Here is an 18,632-nt window from a genome sequence, read left to right as displayed (position 1 = left end):
CCCGTGGCTCCGGGCGCCACCTCGGTGGGCGACGGGAGGACCACTCGGCCCGGCATGACGGACCACGCCCACGGGAACGCGGACGTGGCTGTTGCCTGGCCGAAGGTCTCGCCCGTCCGCGTCGTGCGCGGACCCGGTCACCGGGAACCCGGGGGTTCCAGTGTGTCGACGACCGGTTCGCGGGGCTACTCCCCTTCGCTGCCGTCGAGTGTAACGGATCAGGGCGCACGGAAGGGTAGACACTGTCTACTCGATCTTGGTAGACAGTGTCTATGACCCTGCATCGGAACGGCCCCGAGGCCGAGACCACGGACGGGCTGCGCGACCGGCTCGTCCGGGTCGGCGTCGAGCTCGTGAACACCGAGGGCGCCCAGGCCCTCTCCCTGCGCGAGATCGCCCGCCGCGCCGGCGTCTCCCACGGAGCCCCACGGCGCTACTTCCCCGCCCACCTGGACCTGCTGTCCGCCATCGCCCGCCAGGGCTTCGCCGAACTGGCCGCGCGCATCGCCGAGGAGGACCCCGAAACGGCCCCGGCCCGCGAGCGGATCGAGGCCCTCGCCCGCGTCTACCTCGACTACGCCGGCAGCCGGCGCGGCATGTACGAGCTGATGTTCCGGCACGAACTCCTGGAGAGCGGCCGGCTCGGGCTGCGCGAGACCAGCCTGCCGCTCTTCGCCCACCTCGCCGCGCTCCTCGCCCGGGTCCGCCCGGACGCCGACCCCGTCCTCCTCGCCGGCGCCCTCTGGGCCAACCTGCACGGCATCGCCCAGCTCTGGCACTGGGGCAGTCTCGGCCTCGCCACCGGCGCCGACGACCCGGGCCCCCTCCTGTCGGCCGCGCTCGACGCCCATCTCGGCCCCGCGGAGACCGCCCCGTGAACCGGACCCTCGCCTGCAGCGTCGTCGGTGCCGCCGTCGTCGCCCTCGACGGCACGGTCCTGACCGTCGCCCAGCCCGCCCTCCAACACGACCTGCACGCCCGCGTCGGCCAGGTGCAGTGGACCAGCACCGGCTACCTCGTCGCCGTCGCGAGCCTCCTCGTCTTCGCGGGCCGCCTCGGCGACCGTTACGGCCACCGCCGGGTGTTCGCCGTCGGCGCCCTCGGCTTCGCCGCCGCCTCCACCGGGATCGCCCTGGCCCCCGGCATCGGCACCGTCATCGCGCTGCGCGTGCTCCAGGGCGTCTGCGGAGCGCTCCTCCAGCCCGCCACCCTCGGCATGCTGCGCACCGCCTACCCGCCCGAACGGCTCGCGACCCCGATCGCCGTGCGCACCGCCGCCATCGGCCTCGCCGCCGCGGCCGGCCCCGTCGTCGGCGGCGTCCTCGTCTCCTCGTACGGCTGGCGCGCGGTCTTCCTCCTCGGCGTCCCCCCGACCCTCGCGATCGGCCTGCTGGCCCTAGGGGGTGTCCGGGACGTCCCGCACAGCACCCGCGGCGCCCGGCACGCCCCCTCGCCGGACCGCCCCACCTCACCGCAGCACCCACCGACGGATTCCCCCGACCGCCCGGCATCCGGCCCCGCCACCCCCTCCCGCCTCGCCGGGCTCGACCTCCTCGGCGCCCTCCTGCTCGCCGCCACGCTCGGACTGCTCGTCCACGGGCTCGACGCGGCCTCACGGCCCGGTGGCACCGGCGCCGCCGTCCTCGCCTGCGCCGGGGCCCTCGGCGCCGGGGCGGTCTTCGCACGGCACGAGCGGCGCGTGGCACACCCCCTGCTGCCCCCGGCGCTGCTCAGGAGCGTTCCGGTCGTCGCGGGGCTCGCCGCGCTCCTCGCGGCCTCGGCGGCCCTCTCCGGCGCGCTCTTCGTCGCGACGTACTTCCTCCAGGACGTCCAGGGCCTCGACCCCCTCGGCTGCGCGCTGCGCGTCCTGCCCCTCGCCGCCCTCATGATCCTCGGCGCGCCGCTCTGCCCGCCGCTCCAGCGACGCTTCGGGCCCCGGCGGACGGCGACGGCGGGCGCCGCACTGCTCACCCTCGGGGTCCTGGGGCTCTCCCGGCTCGACGCGACGGCCGGCGCGGCCTCCGTCGCCGTCGCCTCCGCACTCGTCGGGGCCGGGTTCGTCACCCTCATGGTCACCGCGACCTCGGTCGTCGTGCACCGCGCCCCCGAGGGGCACGCGGGGGTCGCCGGCGGCCTCCAGCAGACCGCGATGAACGTCGGCCCGGCGCTCGGCGTCGCCACCGCGAGCCTCCTGCTCGCCCTCGTCCCGGACGGCGGCTTCGTCCCCGCCCGGGGAGCCGCCCTCCCGGCCCTGGCGGCGATCGCCGCGCTCGCCCTCCCCGCCGCGCTCGCCCTGCCCCACGCCGCCCACCGTCGGGGAACACGCCCGGAGGAGGCGCTGCCGGGGCCCGGCACACAGCCCTGCGTACGATCATGAGATGCCCGCAGCCGGTCCCCGCCGCCCTCCCGGCACGGCGGCGCGCACCCAGTTCAACCTCGGTCGCGCCCTGCCCTTCCTGGTCCTGGTCCTGACGGTCGTCGCCGACCTCGTCACCCCGGACCGGGAGCGTTTCGACCGACTCCTCGTCGCCGCGCCCGCGCTCGCCGCCGTCACCTGGAGCGTGCGCGAGACCGTCGCCATCGGACTGACCGCGATGGGCGTCCGCGCACTCCTCGGCTTCAGCAGGGGTGAGGAGTTCGCCTCCGAACTCCTCGCCAGCGAGGCCGTCATCGCCGCGGTCACCGCCGCCTCCGCGTGGGTCAGCCGGGTGCGGACCCGCTACGAGCAGGACCTGCGCGAGGTCACCGCCGTCGCCGAGGTCGTCCAGCGGGTCGTCCTGCGCCCGCTGCCCGAACACCTCGGCCGCTTCGAACTGCACCTGCTGTACGTCGCGGCCGCGGCCAAGGCGAGGATCGGCGGCGACTTCTACGAGGCCGTCAAGGTCCCCGGCGCCGTGCGGGTCATGCTCGGCGACGTCCAGGGCAAGGGCCTCGGCGCCGTCGAGACCGCGTCCGTCCTGCTCGGCTCGTTCCGTGCCGCCGTCAACGACGCCCACGACCTGGCGGCCCTCGCCGACCGGCTCGACGAGGGCCTCGCCCGCTACGGGGCCTGGGACCCGGACTCCGACGCCGCCGAACGCTTCGCCACCGTCCTCCTCGTGGAACTCCCCGACGGCCGGGACATCGCACGGCTCCTCAGCTGCGGCCACCCCGCCCCGCTGCTCCAGCGGGCGACCGGCGTCGAGCCCGTGCACTTCGCCGACCCCTCACTGCCCGTCAACCTCGCGGGCCTCGCCGAGAACCACCACCGGATCGAGGAGGTGCCCTTCGGGCCGGGGGACCGGCTGCTCCTCTACACCGACGGCGTCAGCGAGACCCGCGACCGGGCCGGCACCTTCTACCCGCTGGAGCTGCGCCTGCGCGGCTGGGCCAGGGAGCCGGCCGCGGAGCTGCCCGCGCTCCTCCACCGCGACCTCGCCGCCTACGGGGCGGACGGCCTCGACGACGACGTCGCCGCCGTCGTCGTGGTCCGCCCGCCCGGGACCGCCTAGGGGGTGTCGCGGGCCGGCACCGGCCGGAACGTGCCCCCGTACATGGGCAGGTCGATGCGGTCGCCGTAGCGGGCGAGCTGGTCCCACGGCCGGTTGATGCCCGCCGAGCCGTACGTACGCACGCGCGTGACGGTGTCGAGGTCGAGGACGTCGACGAGGACCTCCTCGCCGGGGCCCGCCTGCTGGCGGATGATTCCCTCCGGGTCGACGATGACGCTGCCGCCGACCCCGGCCGGGTCCGCGGCGTTGACGTTGACGACGAAGAGCTGGTTCGTCCAGGCGTTCGCCCGGGCGCAGACGAGCTCCATCTCGCGGTCGCGGGTGGTGGTCAGCGTCGGCTGGATGATCACCTCGGCGCCCAGCCAGGCCAGCTGCCGCGCCGTCTCCGGGAACGAGCCGTCGTAGCAGATCGCGAGGCCCGCGCGGCCGATGCCGGGCAGGTCGAAGACGACGAACTCGCTGCCGGGGCGCGTCTGCTCGTACGGCTGCCAGGGGAAGACCTTGCGGTAGCGGGCGGCGATCTCGCCCTCGGGGGAGACGGCGAGGGCCGTGTTGTAGACGTGGCCGTCGTCGGCCTGCTCGTAGACGCTTCCCGGGACGAGCCAGAGGCCGGTCTCGCGGGCCAGGGCGCGGAGCCGGTCCGTCAGCGGCCCGGGGAGCGGCACGGCGGCCTCCCGCATCCACGCCACGCGGGCCTCGAGCAGCGGTGCCTCCGCGGAGAGCAGCAGCTCCGGGACGACGACGAGCTGGACGTGCGGGAAGGTGCCGCGTACCGCGCGGACCTGGTCGGCGAACCGTTCCCAGCTGGCCTCCGGGTCATGGGCGACGGGGGTGGTCTGGACGGCGGCGACGGCGAGGGTGCGCATGGGTTCAGTTCTCCGTGACGGACAGGGTGGTGACGGCCGTGCGGCCGTCCTGGAAGAAGCGACGGTGGCGGGTGCGGACGAGCAGCATCACGAGGCCTCCGAGGACGATCGAGCCGACGCCGAGGAGGAAGACCCCGCCGACCCCGCCGACGGACGTGGAGCCGTAGTCGGGGTCGGCCATGTCGTAGGCGCTGCGGACGAACGCCGCCAGCATCATCAGGCCGCCGGTCGCCGGCAGGACGCCCTTGACCAGCAGGTCGCGCGGGGAGTTCCGCAGCTGTCGGCGGAAGTACCAGGCGCAGGCGAAGCCGGTGACGCCGTAGTAGAAGGCGATCAGAAGGCCGATCGACAGGATGGCGTCGCCGAGGAAGTCGGCGGAGACCAGGGTGAGCAGGACCAGGGCGACGGCCGCCACGGCTCCGCAGAACACCGTCCCGAAGGCGGGCGTGCGGAAGCGGGGGTGCATGCGTCCGAAGGCGGCGGGCAGGGCGCCGTGCGCGCTCATCGAGAGCGTGCTCCGGGGGCTGGAGCCCGCGCAGGTCAGCAGGGCGCCCACGGCCGAGACGGCGATGGCGAGCGTGACGACCCGGCTCGCGGCGCCGCCGAGGACGGTGGGGGCGAGGTGGGTGAGGACGTCAGCGGCGTTCTCCTCGTTGCCGAGTCCGAGGCCTGCGGTGCCGGTCCCGGCGAAGGAGATCGCGGCGAACGCGGTGAAGAGGTAGGCGACGAGCAGGATCAGGGTGGAGGCGACCGCGGCCCTGCCGGGGGTGCGGTCGCTGTCGACGGTCTCCTCGTTGAAGGTGATCAGGGCGTCCCAGCCCCAGTAGATGAAGAGGCAGAGGAGCACCGCCTCGGCGAAGGAGCCGAAGTCGTCGAAGGCGAAGGGGGAGACCCAGCCAAGGGACGGGGTGGCGGCGCCGTCCCGGGCGAAGGCGGCGACACCGAAGGCGAGCATCGCGAGGAGCTGGAGGCCGAGCATCGCGTACTGCACGTGGGCGGCGAGCTGGATGCCCCGGTAGGCGACGGTGACGACCAGGGCGATCAGGACCACGGCGAGGGCCGTGACGGCGAGGGTGCTGCCGGCCGCCGCGTCGAGCCCGAGGAAGGCGAGGATCGCGGCGGCTCCGACCTGGGCGAGCGCGGTCATCGCGAGGACGGTGGCGACCAGGACGGTCCAGCCGCCCGCCACCCAGCCGACGGCCGGGCCGAACGCCCTCGTGTTCCACACGAAGGTCGTGCCGCAGTCCGGCATCCGCCGGTTCAGCTCACGGAAGGCGAAGGCCGTGAGGAGGATCGGCACGAAGCCGAGGAGCAGGGCGGCGGGAGCCAGGTCGCCCACCACGAGGGTCACGAGGCCCAGGGTGATCGCGATGCTGTAGGCGGGGGCGACGGAGGCGAGCCCGAGGGCGATCGTCGCGAGAAGGCCGACGGAGTCGCTCCGCAGGCCCTTCCCGGCGGGTGGTGCCGTGGCGGGTGGGGTGTCGGATGCGCTGGTCATGAGGGCCTCCTGAGGAAAGCGTACGGACGCGGCAGATTCGTTAAACGGAGATTTAAGGAAGCCGCCGTGGTGCGGTCAAGACCTGGCGCTGTATCTTTTGGTTGCGATTTAGTTCACGAGACGGGGGAGGGGTCCGGTGGCGCGGAACAAGGACCAGGAGGCCCGGCGTGCCCAGCTGGGCGAGGCCGCGGCACGCGCCCTGCTCAGTCGGGGACTCGAAGGGCTCCGGCTCAAGGACGTCGCCGCCGAGGCCGGGGTCACACCGGCGGCGGTCCTGTACTACTACGAGGACCTCGACGCCCTCAGGTACGAGACCTTCCAGCAGGCCATCGAACGGTTCTGCCGCGAGCGGGAGACGGCGGCGGAGCGGGAGGCGGACGCGCGGGGGAGGCTGCGCAGCTGCATCGCGTCCGGAGTGGCGTCGGGCCCCCAGGACCGGCTGCCCCGGCTGCTCTTCGAGTACTGGCCCCGTGCCCTGCGCGACCCGAAGGCCGCCGCCCTCGACAGCGTCCTGACCGAGCGCCGGATCGGCGTCTACCCGCACGCTCGCCGCACGGCCGAAACACCCAAGTAGCTCCGCTACGAGGGCGTCCCGGCCTGATCCGACGCGCATGGTCAGACACCCCCTGGGGAGGTGTCCTGAGGGCCGCCCGACAAACATCGGCTTCGGGGTGGCTTGTGTCGTTGCCGCCCGGTTGCGCGTCCCGTGCGCCGTTCGTGCGCTCTGGTCGCCCCGTTCCCGGTACGTGAGGCTTGCGGGCATCCGCAGAGCGGACAGCCAGCAGCCCAGTCGAGAGGAACGGGTGCACGTGCCCCAGGACACCCCCTTCGCCAACGGATCGTCCGAGGAATTCCCCGGCTTCCCGGGCATCACGGCCCGCCTCACCGCCGCCGAGGCCTCCCGCATGACCGGCCGCGGCCTCTGGGCCGCCGACGGCACCGTCGACCCCGACGCCGTCCGCCTCGGCCAGACCCTCGCCACCGCCCTCCTGAACGGGGGCGACGGCGAACTCCCCGCCGTACTCGCCGCGCACATCGAGGAGGTCCGGGGCCTCGCGCTGCCCGCGTACCACCGCATCGATGCCACGGACGGCATCCGGCTCTCCGCCTTCAGCCTGCGGCAGCGGGGCCCCGGGCCGCACCCGCTGGTCGTCGTCCCGGCCGGCTGGACCCCGTTCGGCTGGCCGCTGTTCCTCTGGGCCTACCTCGCCCTCGCCCGCAGGGGCTACCACGTCCTCGCCTACACACCCCGCGGCCTCGGCATCCCCGGACTGCCCTCCACCTCCGAGGGCTTCGTCGACGTCGCCGGACCCCACGACTGGGCCGACGGCTCCGCCGTCGTCGACTTCGCGGTCGAGCACCTCGCCCCGAGCGTGATCGGCTTCCTCGGCGAGTCCTACGGCTCCGGCATCAGCCAGCTCGTCGCCGCCCACGACGACCGCGTCGCCGCCGTCGTCGCGCTCAGCACCTGGGGGAACCTCGCCACCAGCCTCTACGACCACGACACCCGGCACCTGGCCGCCGTCAAGGCCCTCCTCGCGCTCACCGGAGGCCCGGTGGAGACCAAGTTCGACGAGGCGAACCAGAAGATCCTCGCCGACTTCCTCGCCGACCGGAACCTCGACCGGGTCGTCGAGTGGGGCCGGCTGCGCGCCCCCGAGTCGTACCTGCACCTCACCAACGAGAACGAGACCCCCACCTTCTTCTCGAACACCTGGCACGAGGGCCTCTTCGCCGTCAACCAGCTCCTGGAGACCTTCGACGGGCTCGACGTCCCCAAGCGGCTCAACCTCTGGATCGGCGACCACGCCGCCCCCGAGGGGCCGGGGCTGATCGGAACGGAGCCCGGCAGGACCAACGTCCCCATGGCCGAGGCGTACGCCTGGCTCGACCACCACCTCAAGGGCGAGCGCAACGGGGTGGAGGACTGGGAACAGGTCTGCCACCAGGTCATGTTCACCTACGTCACCGAACCCGTCCCGGATCCCGGCACCGGCGAGCCGACCGGCGAGAACCGGATCGTCGAAGAGGCTTCCCGGGAGCGCCGCGCCGACTGGAGCCGGGTCACCACCGGCGTCGAGGTGTTCGGCCTCACCGGCGACGGCGCGGGCGGCACCGACGGCCGGCTCCTGCCCGCCGGCGAGACGACGGCTCCCTCGGAGGTCACCGGCTGGCGCCGCGCGTTCCTCGCGGGCGTGGACACCGAGGCCACCGTCATGGACGGCCTCATGAAGACGGGCCGGGCGGAACGGGACGGGAACCCCAAGACCTACGACACCCGCAAGATCGACCGGCGGCACGCCCTCGTCTGGACCACCGCACCGCTCGCCTCCCCCGCGGGGGAGGCCACGGCCGGCCGTCGCGTCCGGGGCATCCCGCGACTGCGCCTCACCGTCCGCTCCACCGCCGCCTCCGCCTGTCTGATCGCCCACCTCTTCGACGTCGCCGAGGACGGCACGGCCCGGATCATCACCCACGAGCCGCTCAACGTGTACGGGCTGACGCCCGACCAGGACCGCACCGTGACCTGGCGGCTCCAGGCCGCCGCGTACGACATCGCCGCCGGTCACCGGCTGATGCTGGTCGTCGACAGCAAGGACCCGCTGTACGGGGACGCCTCCGTCACCTGGACGCAGACCGTCATCAGCTCCCCGGAGGGCGCACCGGCCTTCCTGGAAGTGCCGCTGGGCTGAGGACGGCCGTACGACGGAGGCGGGTGCCCGGGATCCGGGCACCCGCCTCCGCGGGTCACGCCACCGGCGCGAGCCCCAGATGTTCCCGGAGCGTCGTCCCCGTGTACGCCGTCCGGTACACGCCCCGCTCCTGGAGCTCCGGCACGAGCAGCTCGACGATGTCGTCGAGTCCGTCCGGCACCAGGTACGGCGAGATGTTGAAACCGTCGACGGCCCCGTGCCGCGCGAACCGGGCGAACTTCTCCGCGAGCCCGGCCGGGGTGCCGACGTGGCCGCGCTGCGGACCGAGCTCGATGACCGTCTCGCGCAGCGTCCAGCCGTTGGCGTCGGCCTTCGCCCGCCACTCGGCCACCACGTCCAGGGTGTCGCCCAGTTGGCGCGTGCCGAACTTCCCGTCGTACTCGGCGACCACCGGATCCTCGGCGGGCAGCGGCCCGTCCGCGTCCCGCCCGGACAGGTCGAATCCCCACAGCCGGCTCGCGATGCCCAGCGCCACCGCGGGGGTGACCTGCTGGAGCCGGACCCAGCGGGCCTTCTCCTCCGCCTCCTTCTCGGTGGCCCCGATGACGATCTCGGTGCCCGGCAGGATGCGCAGGGCGTCCTCGGGCCTCCCGGCCGCCCGCAGCCGGCGCCGGACGTCCTCGGCGAAGGCGAGAGCGTCGTCGAAGTCCTCACCGTGCGCGGAGAAGATCACGTCCGCGTTGCGGGCCGCGAAGTCCCGGCCCTCGCCGGAGTCGCCCGCCTGGAAGATCACCGGATGCCCCTGCGCGCTGCGCGGCAGCGTCGGCGCCAGATCGACATCGAAGTGGTCCGTCCGCGTCCGTACGCGTGCCACCGCCCCCGGCACCGACCAGGACCGGGCGTCGGCGGAACCGGCGACCGCGCCCTCTGCCCAGCCGTTCCACACGGCGCGGGCGACGGAGAGGAACTCCTCGGCGCGCCGGTAGCGGTCGGCGTGGTCGAGGAAGCCGCCGCGCCGGAAGTTCTCTCCGGTCCAGGCGTTGTGGGTGGTCACCATGTTCCAGCCGGCCCGGCCACCGGAGAGCAGGTCGAGCCCGGCGAGCCGCCGGGCGAGGTCGCCGGGCTCGTTGAAGGTGGTGTTGGAGGTGGAGACCAGACCGATCCGTTCGGTCGCCGCGGCGAGCGCCGACAGCTGGGCGATCGAGTCCGGCCGGCCGGCGACGTCCAGCTCGTGGATGCCGCCCTCCGACTCGCGCAGCCGCAGGCCGTCCCCGAGGAAGAAGGCGTCGAAGAGCCCGCGTTCGGCCGTCCTGGCCACCCGCAGGAAGGTCGCCGGGTCGATCTGGGAACCGCTGGACGGGTCCGACCAGATGGTCCAGTGGTTGACGCCCTGGACGAAGACACCGAAGTGCAGCCGGGCGTCCGGGCGGGGGACGTCGTCGTGGTCGGCGCGGGTCATCGGGTCTCCTCCCGGACGAGCGCGGCGGCGCCGTCGGTCGTGAAGCGGCTGAGGGGCCGGGGGAGGCCCAGGGAGGTGCGCAGGGTGGTGCCGGGCAGCGGGCGGGCGGCGATCCGCCGGACGAACAGCTCGGGCAGGACGAGCCGGGAGAGCACCGCCAGGTCCTCGTCGAGGACGAGCGGACGCAGCCGCACCCCGTCCACATGGCCACCGAGCTCCGTCAGGAGGTCCACCAGACCGGCGGCGGAACCGGCGTACCGCAGCCGTTCCGGGCCGCCCTCCCACGGGGCGTACCGCTCCAGGTCGGCGATCCGCTCCCGCGCCGTCGCGCCGGGGGTGTCGAGGGCGACCTCCAGCTCGGCGAAGGCGAGCGGCGTGCCTGCGGCCGCGGCCGCCTCTCCCGCCTCGGCCGGCGTCGCGCCGCCGACCAGCGCCACATCGGCGAGACCGGCCGGGACGAGACCCGCGCGGGCGAGGACCACGGGACGGCCCTGCGGCGGGCGCGGCACGATCGACGGGCCCTTCACGGAGTACGTCTCGCCCGTGAAGTCCACGGCGTGGAGCCGCGAGCGGTCCAGATAGCGGCTGGTGGCGACCGACCGGATCACCGCGTCGTCCTCCCACGAGTCCCACAGGTCCCGTACGACACGGAGACCGTCACGGGCCTCGCGGGCGCGCGCCTCGGCGCCCTCGACGAGCGGGCGACCCCAGGCGCCGGCGGCGGCGGGGTCCTCCTCGACCCCCACCACCCAGCCCGCCCGGCCGGCCGAGACGTGGTCGAGCGTGGAGAGCTGCGAGGAGACGTGGAACGGCTCGGCGTACGTGGTCGCCACGACGGGCGCGACGCCGAGGACGCTCGTCGACGCCGCCGCGAACGCGGCCCGCTCCACCGAGCCGATCCGTCCCACGGGACCGGACTCGGTGGAGGAGCCGTCGCCGGGCGGCAGGATCGAGTCATCGAGGGTGACCAGGGTGAACCCGGCGTTCTCGGCGGCGGCAGCGACCCGGGCGAGCCGTCGGGGGGTCAGCAGCTCGCCGGGGGAGTGCGCGGCACGGCGCCACGCGGCCGGATGGGCACCGTCGCCGTCGATCTCGACGGCCAGGTGCAGGGCAGGGCGGGGCATGGGAGTCCTTCCGAACGACAGGGACGCGCGACGGCACGGCAGCGGTGCGGAGCACGGCTGCGCGGGGCCGGGCGACGGGACGTCACGGGACGCGCGGACCCACGCGGGGCGGGGTCAGGCGCGAAGGGAAGGACAGATGGCCGAGGAGGTACGGCAGTAGTCGACGTGCCGACGGCAGACGAGGCACGTGCGCGGACGGGCGGAGAGCGCCGCGGTGATCATCGCGAGCATGTGCGCCTCCCCCCGGTTCCGGTCCCGTCCGGGGTGCGGACGGCGACTCCTCACCATAGGCAGCCCGCCTTCGGCACTGTCAAGATCCTCTCGAAGGCCGGGACGTCGGGACGGGCAACTCCGGCCGGGCGCCCGGGACCGGATCCCGTGTCAGACCCTGGGCTGACCGAACGTAGGCCCGTGGACGGACGCGCGGCTCCGGCCCCGGCACCTAGCGTGCCTCGCATGATCCGATTCACCAGGGCGGCCGCGGCCGCCGTGCTCGCCTGCTCCCTCGCCTTACCCGCCGGCGTCGCCACGGCGGCCGACACGGACAGGCCCGTCACCGAAGCCCCGACGCCGGTCGCGCGCCCCGCCGCACTGCCGGACCCCACCGGGCCGTACTCCGTCGGCAGCACCGTCCTGCCGCTCGTCGACCGCTCCCGTACCGATCCCTGGGTGCCCACCGCCGACGGTCGCGCCCTCATGGTCACGCTCCACTACCCGGCCGCCCACCCCGGCGGTGGCCGCCCCGCCCCGTACGCCACCGGGGACGAGGCGCGGCTGCTCGCCGAGCAGCTCGGGCCCGGCGTCTCCGGCGACGTCCTCGCCCGCACGCGCACCCACAGCAGGACCGACGTCCGGCCCGCGGCCGGCCGGCACCCCCTGGTGCTGCTCTCGCCGGGCTTCAGCGTCTCCCGCTGGACGCTCACGAGCCTCGCCGAGGACCTGGCCTCGCGGGGCTACGTCGTCGCCTCCGTCGACCACGCCTACGAGTCGTACGGGATCAGCCTCCCCGGCGGCCGCACCCTCACCTGCGTCGCCTGCAAGGCCCTCGACGAGGGCGGGGTGCACGGCAGCGTCGTCACCTCGACGCGCGCCGCCGACATGCGCCACGTCCTGGACCGGCTCACCGGGCCCGAGCCCGTCTGGCGGTACGCGGGTGTGATCGACGCGCGCCGCGTCGGCATGGCCGGCCACTCCATCGGCGGGGCGAGCGCGGCCACCGCGATGGCGGCGGATCCGCGCATCGACGCCGGGATCAACATGGACGGCGCCTTCTGGGAGGACCTCCCGGCCGAGGGCCTGAGGGGCCGCCCGTTCCTGATGCTCGGGACCCACGACAGCATGCACCTGCCCGGCGGGCAGGACACCAGCTGGGACCGGACGTGGACCGCGCTGGACGGCTGGAAGCGCTGGATCACGGTCGCCGGATCCGAGCACTTCAGCTTCTCCGACGGTCCCGTGATCCAGCGTCACTTCGGGTTGCCCCAGCCCGAGCTGCCCGCCGACCGGGCCGTCGCCGTCACCCGGACCTATGTCGCGGCCTTCTTCGACCGGCATCTGCGCGGAGTCCCCCGCCCGGTCCTCGACGGCCCGACGCCCGCGAACCCGGAGGTCCACTTCCAGCACCGGTGAGCCGTGCGGGCGGGGGTCAGGAGCGGTACGGGGTGTTCGCCTCCGCCCAGTCGGCCAGCGCCCGCGCGCACTCGGCGACCGATTCCCGCCAGGTGCGCGCGGCGCCGTCCCCGGCCTCGTCGCTGACGTGCTTCACGATGCGCAGCGGCACCCCGGCGAGCTCCGCGGCCGCCGCGAGCGCGTACCCCTCCATGTCGACCAGCGGCGCCCGCTCCGCGAGCCGGGCACGGGCCGCCTCGTCCGAGATGAACGCGTCGCCGGTGGCGAGGACCACGTCACCGCCGTCCGGAAGCACCAGCGGCGCCCCGTACGTCTCGCCGGTCAGCGTGGCGAGCAGCTGCCCGTCGAGGTCGTGCTGCACCACGGTGCCGACGACATGCGTCCCGGTCCAGCCGGGCCGCAGCGCCCCGGCCGTCCCCAGGTTCACGATCCCGGAGGGCCGCGGCCCCCGGCCGAGGACGGTCGCGAGCGCGGTGGCCGCGTTCACCTTGCCCATGCCGGTGAGCAGGACGGGCAGCTCCGTGTCGAGGAACTGCGCCTCTTCCTTGACGGCGAGCACGAGCAGGGGACGGCCGGCGGTGATCTCTCCCAAGAGTTCCATGGGGGCCACGCTAGTTCGACGGCCCGCCCGCCGTACAACCGGGCGGGGCTCAGCCCAGCGACTTCCCCTGCTCCGCGAGCGCCTCGCCGAGCACCCGCAGGGCCTTCGGCCCGACGCCGTGCAGGGCGGCGAGCTCGGCGGCCGGCACATCCGCGAGCTGGGCGAGGCGCGTGTACCCGGCGGCGACGAGCGCACGGGTCGCGGGCGCGCCGATCCCGCGCGGGAGGTCCGTCTCGGGTCGTTCCGTTCCGTCTGCCATGGACCGATCGTGCCACGCCGGGGAGCGGGAGGCGGGCCGACCGGGCGCCACGGGGCCGTGCCCGCCGGCGCCCGTCCTCACACCGGCAGCAGCCGGCCGATCACCGCGCCCAGCTGGCGGGCGTTCCGGCAGGGGCGCATCTCCACGAGCTCGGCGTAGGCCGGGGCCACGGAGTCGCCCGTCCCCCACAGCGAGGGCTGTTCGGGGTTGAGCCAGTGGACCCGCCGCGCGCGGTCCGCCACGAGCCGGAGCGCCGCGAGGTTCGGGTCGGCGCCGTTGGTGCGGGCGTCGCCGAGGACGAAGACCACCGTGCGCGGGCCGATCGCCTCCGCGTACCGCTCGGCGAACTCCCCGAGCGCCGTCCCGTAGTCGCTCTGCCCGTGCCACCCCGTGAGCTCCGCCTCCGCGAGGATCCGGTCGCCGAGCCCGGCGGGATCCGCCGCGCCCCGCGCGATCAGCCCGGTCACCTCGTCGACGCGGTTGACGAAGGCGAAGACCCGTACCCGGCTGAACTGGTCGTGCAGGGCCTGCACAAGGAGCATCGTGAACTGCGCGAACCCGGCCACCGACCCCGACACGTCGCACAGCAGGACCAGCTCGGGACGCCGGGGGCGACGCCTTCGCAGGACCGGGCGCACCGGCACGCCGCCGGTCGACAGCGAGCCGCGCAGCGTCCGCCGCAGATCGATCTCCCCGCGCGCCGCCCGGCGCCGCCGCGCCGCGAGCCGGGTGGCCAGCTTCCGCGCCAGCGGCCGTACCGTACGCCGCAACTCGTCCAGCTGCGCCCGCCCGGCCAGCAGGAAGTCCACGCCGTCCGCCGGCCCCGCGACCGCCCGCCGCGCGACCCGGTCACGGCCCTGCCGCTCGGCGACGCGCCTGCGGGCCTCGGTCCGCACGCGCTCCCGGAAGGCCTCGATCCGCCGCCGGATCTCGTCGTCGACGAGTCGCTCGGTGAATTCGGGGTCCCCGTCCGGGGCCGCCGCCCGCAACCGGTCGCGCACCCGGGCGAGCAGGGTCTCGGGGCGCAGCCGGGAGAGCGTCTGGTACGAGGACCAGCCGTCCGACTCCGGCCCGGAGCCGTAGCCGCCGAACCCGCCCACCGCCTCCGCGGCCAGCCGGTCGAGCGCGGCGCCGTCACCGGCGGTGAGGGCCTCCGCCAGCCGGTCCCGGAGCGCCGCCAGGTCCGCGGCGGTGTTCTGGTACGTCTCGGCCGCCCCGGGAGCGCCGCCGAGCGGGAAGTACAGGTCGAAGACCTGGTCGAACACCGTGCGCCGGCCCTCCCCGTGGAGCAGCGTCGCCGCCAGCGCCTCCCGGACCCGCTCCCGGTCCGTGAACCCGACCGCTTCGAGCGCCTGGCCCGCGTCCACGGTCTCACCGGTGCCGATCCCGAACCCGTGCGCGCGCAGCGCGGCGACGAGCCCGGTGAGCCGTACGGCGACCCCTGCGGGGGCAAGGGAGCCGGCCGGGTCCGCCGTGCCGGCGCCGCCCGTGGAGGCGCCCGCGTCCGCCGTACCTACTCCTTGCGCCGTACCGACTCGTTCCGCCGTACCGACTTCTTGCGCCGTACCGACTCGTTCCGCCGTACCGACTTCTTGCGCCGTTCCGACTGGTTTCGCCGGGCCGGCCGCCGGCCCGCTCACACCGCGTCCAGGTCGAGCTTGGCCGCCGCCTTCACGATGTCCTCCTGGTGCTTGAGGAGGACGCCGAGGGTCTCCCGTACGACCCGCTCGTCCAGCCGCTCCGCGCCGAGCGCGAGCAGCGTGCGGGCCCAGTCGATCGTCTCCGACACGGACGGCACCTTCCGCAGGTCCATCGCCCGCAGCGCCCCCACGACCCGGACGACGGACGCGGCGAGCGCGGCATCGAGCCCCGGCACCTTGAGGGTCACGATCCGGCGTTCCAGCTCCTCCTCGGGGAAGCCGATGTGCAGGAAGAGACAGCGGCGGCGCAGTGCCTCGGACAGCTCGCGGCTCGCGTTGGAGGTGAGGACGGTGAACGGCCGCCTCGTCGCCGTGAGGGTGCCGAGCTCGGGCACGGTCACCTGGAAGTCGCTCAGGACCTCCAGGAGCAGCCCCTCCACCTCGACGTCGGCCTTGTCGGTCTCGTCGATGAGCAGCACCGTGGGCTCCTCGGACCGGATGGCGGTGAGGAGCGGCCGGGGAAGCAGGAACTCCTCGCCGAAGATGTCCGTGCGCGTCTCGTCCCAGGACTCGCCCCGGCCCGCGGTGATCCGCAGCAGCTGCTTGGCGTGGTTCCACTCGTACAGCGCGCGGGACTCGTCGACGCCCTCGTAGCACTGCAGCCGGACCAGGCGTGCTCCCGTGACCTCGGTGACGGCCTTGGCGAGCTCCGTCTTGCCGACTCCGGCGGGGCCCTCGACGAGCAGCGGCTTGCCCAGCCGGTCGGCGAGGAAGACGGTGGTGGCGACGGCCGGCGACGCCAGGTAGCCGGTCGTCGCGAGCCTTTCGGCGACGTCGTCGACGGAGGTGAAGAACCCGGTCGTGGTGGCTGATCCGGTCGTCATGCGGTCCCCCCGGGAAGCGAAAACTCGTACTGGCCAGTAGCCTCAGGTGTACTTGATCAGATCGGGCACCACCGCACAACCGTCCCGGGCGAGCTCCGTGCCGCGCGCGGGGCGGCGGCCGCTGGTGCAATGGGGGGACCGGGTGTACGACCCGGAGGCCCGCACGGCGGTGGAGGTGTCGTGGCGGAACAGGACGAGGCTGCTCTGACCAGGGCGCGGGCCCTGGAGCTGGCGATCGGCGAGATCGGCACGACGCTCGACGCGACGACCACCTGCCGCGAACTCGTGGGCTTCCTCGCCCGTCACCTCCGGGGCACCGTCACGGTCGATCTGCTCGACGAACCGGGAGGCCCGGTCCGGCGCGCGGCCTCGGCGGGCGCGGCGGACACCGGCGGTGGCGAGGGCCCGGTCCGGCGCGCGGCCTCGGCGGGTGCGGCGGACACCGGCGGTGGCGAGGGCCCGGTCCGGCGCGCGGCCTCGGCGGGTGCGGCGGACACCGGCGGCGGCGACCGTGCTCCCAGCCTCGCCGTCCCCCTCGCCGTCCACGGCGAGCGCCCCCTCGGGGCGGTGATCGTCACGCGCCGGGGCGGCCCAGGTTTCACCGCCGACGAGGTCGCGGTCCTGCGTCACTCGGGACGGCTGGCCGCCCGCCACCTCGGCCATGCCCGCCGGCTCGCCGAGACCGAGGAGACCGCCCTCCATCTCCAGCGGGCCCTCGTCGCCGAACCCGGTCTGCCGCACCCCAACCTGCAGATCGCGGGCAGCTACCTCCCGGCGGGCCCGCGCGCCCTCGTGGGCGGCGACTGGTTCGAGACCGTGCGGCTCCACTTCGGCCGCAGCCTCCTCGTCGTCGGCGACGTGATGGGCCACGGGCTCGACGCGGCCGTGGACATGAACGCCTACCGCGCGCTGCTCCGCGAGGTCGCGGGGACCGATCTGCCGCCGCACCGGGTGCTGCGCCACCTCGACTCCGTGGTCGCCGAGGACGACGCCCGCCGGCCCGCCACCTGTCTGCTCGTCCGGGTGGACCCGGCCCGTGGCACCGCCACCTTCGCCAACGCCGGGCATCTGCCGCCCGCCGTGTTCGCCGCGGACGGCTCCGCGGAGATCGTCGACCTCCCGGTGGGACCGCCGCTGGGCACCGGCGTCGGCGGCTACGAACCCACCACGCGCCCGCTCACCCCGGGGGAGACCCTGCTGATGTTCACCGACGGCCTCGTCGAGCGCCGCGGGGAGGACGTCGACGTCTCGCTCGCCCGCCTCGCGGCCCTCCGGCTCCCCGCGGACTCCGGCCCCGAGCAGGTCGTCGAAGAGGTGCTCCACCGGCTCGACGCCCACCGGGCGGAGGACGACGTGGCCGTCCTCGCGGCCCGCATCCGCGCCCGCCCGGCACCGTGACACAGGGTCACATCCTCCCCACGGGGCGCCGTGACACACGGTCACACCACCCCCGCCGACGACGTGTTTCCCGCCGCGGCGGGATTGTTGCCGCAGGACGCTTGTGCGCGGACCCGGGGCCCGGCACGCTCCTCGTATGAACACGGCCAGGCATGCCAGTGAACGTCTGATGAGCTGGCCCTCGCTGACCCCCGGGCGCGCCCATTGCGGCGCCGAGCTCGGACTGGGCACCGGGACGCAGGAGATCGTCCACTTCCACGGCGAACACGAGGCGGACGTCCACCTCACCCGTGCCATGGTCGCGAAGCTGCGCCCGGCGCTCCTCGGGTCGAGCGCGGTCCGGTTGCGGGCCGGGTCCGGCTGGGTGACGGTCCGTCTGGACATGGGCTCGGACATCGACCTGCTCGCCACCCTGGTGAGCGCCGCCCTCCAGGCCAACGGTGTCCCGGACGTCGCCCCGGACGGCTGCACCCGCACGCGTCCGGTCCCGGGCACCCGCTGAACCCGCCGGATCCGCTGAACCCGCCGCATCCGTCGCGTCTCCCGGGTCCCCCGGGTCCTAGGACGGAACCGGGAACAGCATGCAGGTGCTGGTCGCGTGACCGAGGAGACGGTCCTCCCCGTCGTACAGGCTCGCCTCCGCCAGCGCCGTGCGGCGCCCCTGCGACAGCACCGTGCCGACGGCCCGGATCTTGCCCGTGTCCATCGTGATCGGGCGCAGGAAGCGGGTCGACAGGTCGAGCGAGGTGTACGCCATGCCCTGCGGCAACGTGCTGTGGACCGCGCAGCCGGCGGCCGAGTCGAGCAGCGTCGCGTACACGCCGCCGTGCACACTGCCGATCGGGTTGTAGTGCTCCTCGCCCGGTTCGAGCGCGAACACCGCGCGCCCCGGCTCGACCTCCTCCAGGGTGAATCCGAGGAGGGCGGCGAGCGGCGGTGCGGGCAGCCGGCCCGCCACCATCTCCCGCAGGAAGTCGATGCCCGCCATCGACATCGCGGCCCGCGCGCTGGCCCCGGCGTCCTCCCACTCGACCGTGCGTGACCGCCCCATCACCACTCCACTCCGCTCACTGTCCGACCGATCTGGCTCTGTATGGCGAAGCTAGCCGCGCGGTCGCCTGACTGTCAA

Annotated in this window: 17 protein-coding genes; 8 read left to right on the top strand and 9 right to left on the bottom strand. The window is 74.6% G+C overall.

The features are described from left to right. Window positions 1–272 precede the first annotated feature (272 nt). The 3 genes from ACF07V_RS05205 to ACF07V_RS05195 are packed head-to-tail and all read left to right on the top strand — an operon-like array spanning window position 273 to window position 3,491. Window positions 273–878 carry a TetR/AcrR family transcriptional regulator gene (locus tag ACF07V_RS05205; RefSeq protein ID WP_392151529.1) on the top strand — a complete coding sequence of 202 codons (606 nt, stop codon included), beginning with the start codon at window positions 273–275 and terminating at the stop codon, window positions 876–878. After that, window positions 875–2,377 carry an MFS transporter gene (locus ACF07V_RS05200; protein ID WP_392151528.1) on the top strand — a complete coding sequence of 501 codons (1,503 nt, stop codon included), beginning with the start codon at window positions 875–877 and terminating at the stop codon, window positions 2,375–2,377. The genes ACF07V_RS05205 and ACF07V_RS05200 overlap by 4 nt, the downstream gene beginning before the upstream one ends. Window position 2,378: 1 nt before the next feature. After that, window positions 2,379–3,491 carry a PP2C family protein-serine/threonine phosphatase gene (locus ACF07V_RS05195; RefSeq protein WP_392151527.1) on the top strand — a complete coding sequence of 371 codons (1,113 nt, stop codon included), beginning with the start codon at window positions 2,379–2,381 and terminating at the stop codon, window positions 3,489–3,491. Here ACF07V_RS05195 and ACF07V_RS05190 read toward each other — a convergent pair. Both ACF07V_RS05190 and ACF07V_RS05185 read right to left on the bottom strand, forming a co-directional pair. Further along, complete coding sequence (locus ACF07V_RS05190) at window positions 3,488–4,357, bottom strand: carbon-nitrogen hydrolase family protein (protein ID WP_392151526.1); 870 nt, start codon at window positions 4,355–4,357, stop codon at window positions 3,488–3,490. The two genes, ACF07V_RS05195 and ACF07V_RS05190, sit on opposite strands and share 4 nt — an antisense overlap. 4 nt (window positions 4,358–4,361) lie before the next feature. Next, window positions 4,362–5,855 carry an APC family permease gene (locus tag ACF07V_RS05185; RefSeq protein ID WP_392151525.1) on the bottom strand — a complete coding sequence of 498 codons (1,494 nt, stop codon included), beginning with the start codon at window positions 5,853–5,855 and terminating at the stop codon, window positions 4,362–4,364. 136 nt (window positions 5,856–5,991) lie between these two features. On the opposite strand from ACF07V_RS05185, the gene ACF07V_RS05180 reads away from it, so the two are divergent. Both ACF07V_RS05180 and ACF07V_RS05175 read left to right on the top strand, forming a co-directional pair. Next, the gene (locus ACF07V_RS05180; protein ID WP_392151524.1) at window positions 5,992–6,429 is read left to right on the top strand and encodes a TetR/AcrR family transcriptional regulator; all 438 of its coding nucleotides are present in this window, start codon (window positions 5,992–5,994) and stop codon (window positions 6,427–6,429) included. Between the two features lie 235 nt (window positions 6,430–6,664). After that, window positions 6,665–8,548 carry an alpha/beta fold hydrolase gene (locus ACF07V_RS05175; protein ID WP_392151523.1) on the top strand — a complete coding sequence of 628 codons (1,884 nt, stop codon included), beginning with the start codon at window positions 6,665–6,667 and terminating at the stop codon, window positions 8,546–8,548. Window positions 8,549–8,603: 55 nt separating this feature from the next. Here the strand turns inward: ACF07V_RS05175 and ACF07V_RS05170 are convergent, their stop codons facing one another. Continuing rightward, complete coding sequence (locus ACF07V_RS05170) at window positions 8,604–9,968, bottom strand: NtaA/DmoA family FMN-dependent monooxygenase (protein WP_392151522.1); 1,365 nt, start codon at window positions 9,966–9,968, stop codon at window positions 8,604–8,606. Continuing rightward, window positions 9,965–11,092: an LLM class flavin-dependent oxidoreductase gene (locus tag ACF07V_RS05165; protein WP_392151521.1), complete on the bottom strand. Its 1,128-nt coding sequence runs from the start codon at window positions 11,090–11,092 to the stop codon at window positions 9,965–9,967. Before ACF07V_RS05165 ends, ACF07V_RS05170 begins: the two co-directional genes overlap by 4 nt. 456 nt (window positions 11,093–11,548) lie before the next feature. Here ACF07V_RS05165 and ACF07V_RS05160 point away from each other — a divergent pair, with 456 nt between their 5' ends. Next, window positions 11,549–12,721: an alpha/beta hydrolase family protein gene (locus ACF07V_RS05160; protein ID WP_392151520.1), complete on the top strand. Its 1,173-nt coding sequence runs from the start codon at window positions 11,549–11,551 to the stop codon at window positions 12,719–12,721. Between the two features lie 16 nt (window positions 12,722–12,737). On the opposite strand, the gene ACF07V_RS05155 is transcribed toward ACF07V_RS05160, so the two are convergent. From ACF07V_RS05155 to ACF07V_RS05140, 4 genes are all read right to left on the bottom strand, one after another. After that, window positions 12,738–13,322, bottom strand: coding sequence for a nucleosidase (locus ACF07V_RS05155; RefSeq protein WP_392151519.1), 585 nt, complete (start codon window positions 13,320–13,322; stop codon window positions 12,738–12,740). A 49-nt stretch (window positions 13,323–13,371) separates the two neighbouring features. Next, window positions 13,372–13,581 carry a DNA-binding protein gene (locus ACF07V_RS05150; RefSeq protein WP_392151518.1) on the bottom strand — a complete coding sequence of 70 codons (210 nt, stop codon included), beginning with the start codon at window positions 13,579–13,581 and terminating at the stop codon, window positions 13,372–13,374. Between the two features lie 77 nt (window positions 13,582–13,658). Then, window positions 13,659–14,987, bottom strand: a complete 1,329-nt coding sequence (locus ACF07V_RS05145) for a VWA domain-containing protein (RefSeq protein ID WP_392152351.1) — start codon at window positions 14,985–14,987, stop codon at window positions 13,659–13,661. 230 nt (window positions 14,988–15,217) lie between these two features. After that, on the bottom strand, window positions 15,218–16,105 hold the full coding sequence (locus ACF07V_RS05140; RefSeq protein WP_392151517.1) for an AAA family ATPase: 888 nt from the start codon (window positions 16,103–16,105) through the stop codon (window positions 15,218–15,220). Between the two features lie 180 nt (window positions 16,106–16,285). On the opposite strand from ACF07V_RS05140, the gene ACF07V_RS05135 reads away from it, so the two are divergent. Further along, on the top strand, window positions 16,286–17,503 hold the full coding sequence (locus tag ACF07V_RS05135; RefSeq protein ID WP_392151516.1) for a PP2C family protein-serine/threonine phosphatase: 1,218 nt from the start codon (window positions 16,286–16,288) through the stop codon (window positions 17,501–17,503). Window positions 17,504–17,639: 136 nt separating this feature from the next. Beyond that, the gene (locus ACF07V_RS05130) at window positions 17,640–18,005 is read left to right on the top strand and encodes a luciferase family protein (RefSeq protein WP_245727810.1); all 366 of its coding nucleotides are present in this window, start codon (window positions 17,640–17,642) and stop codon (window positions 18,003–18,005) included. 57 nt (window positions 18,006–18,062) lie between these two features. Here ACF07V_RS05130 and ACF07V_RS05125 read toward each other — a convergent pair whose 3' ends face one another. Then, window positions 18,063–18,554, bottom strand: a complete 492-nt coding sequence (locus ACF07V_RS05125) for a PaaI family thioesterase (protein ID WP_392151515.1) — start codon at window positions 18,552–18,554, stop codon at window positions 18,063–18,065. Window positions 18,555–18,632: the final 78 nt, after the last annotated feature.

Origin of the sequence: Streptomyces sp. NPDC015661 (genome assembly GCF_043077765.1) — a bacterium.
In the GTDB taxonomy this organism is placed as follows: Bacteria; Actinomycetota; Actinomycetes; order Streptomycetales; family Streptomycetaceae; genus Streptomyces.
This window is presented reverse-complemented; position numbering and strand designations above follow the sequence as displayed.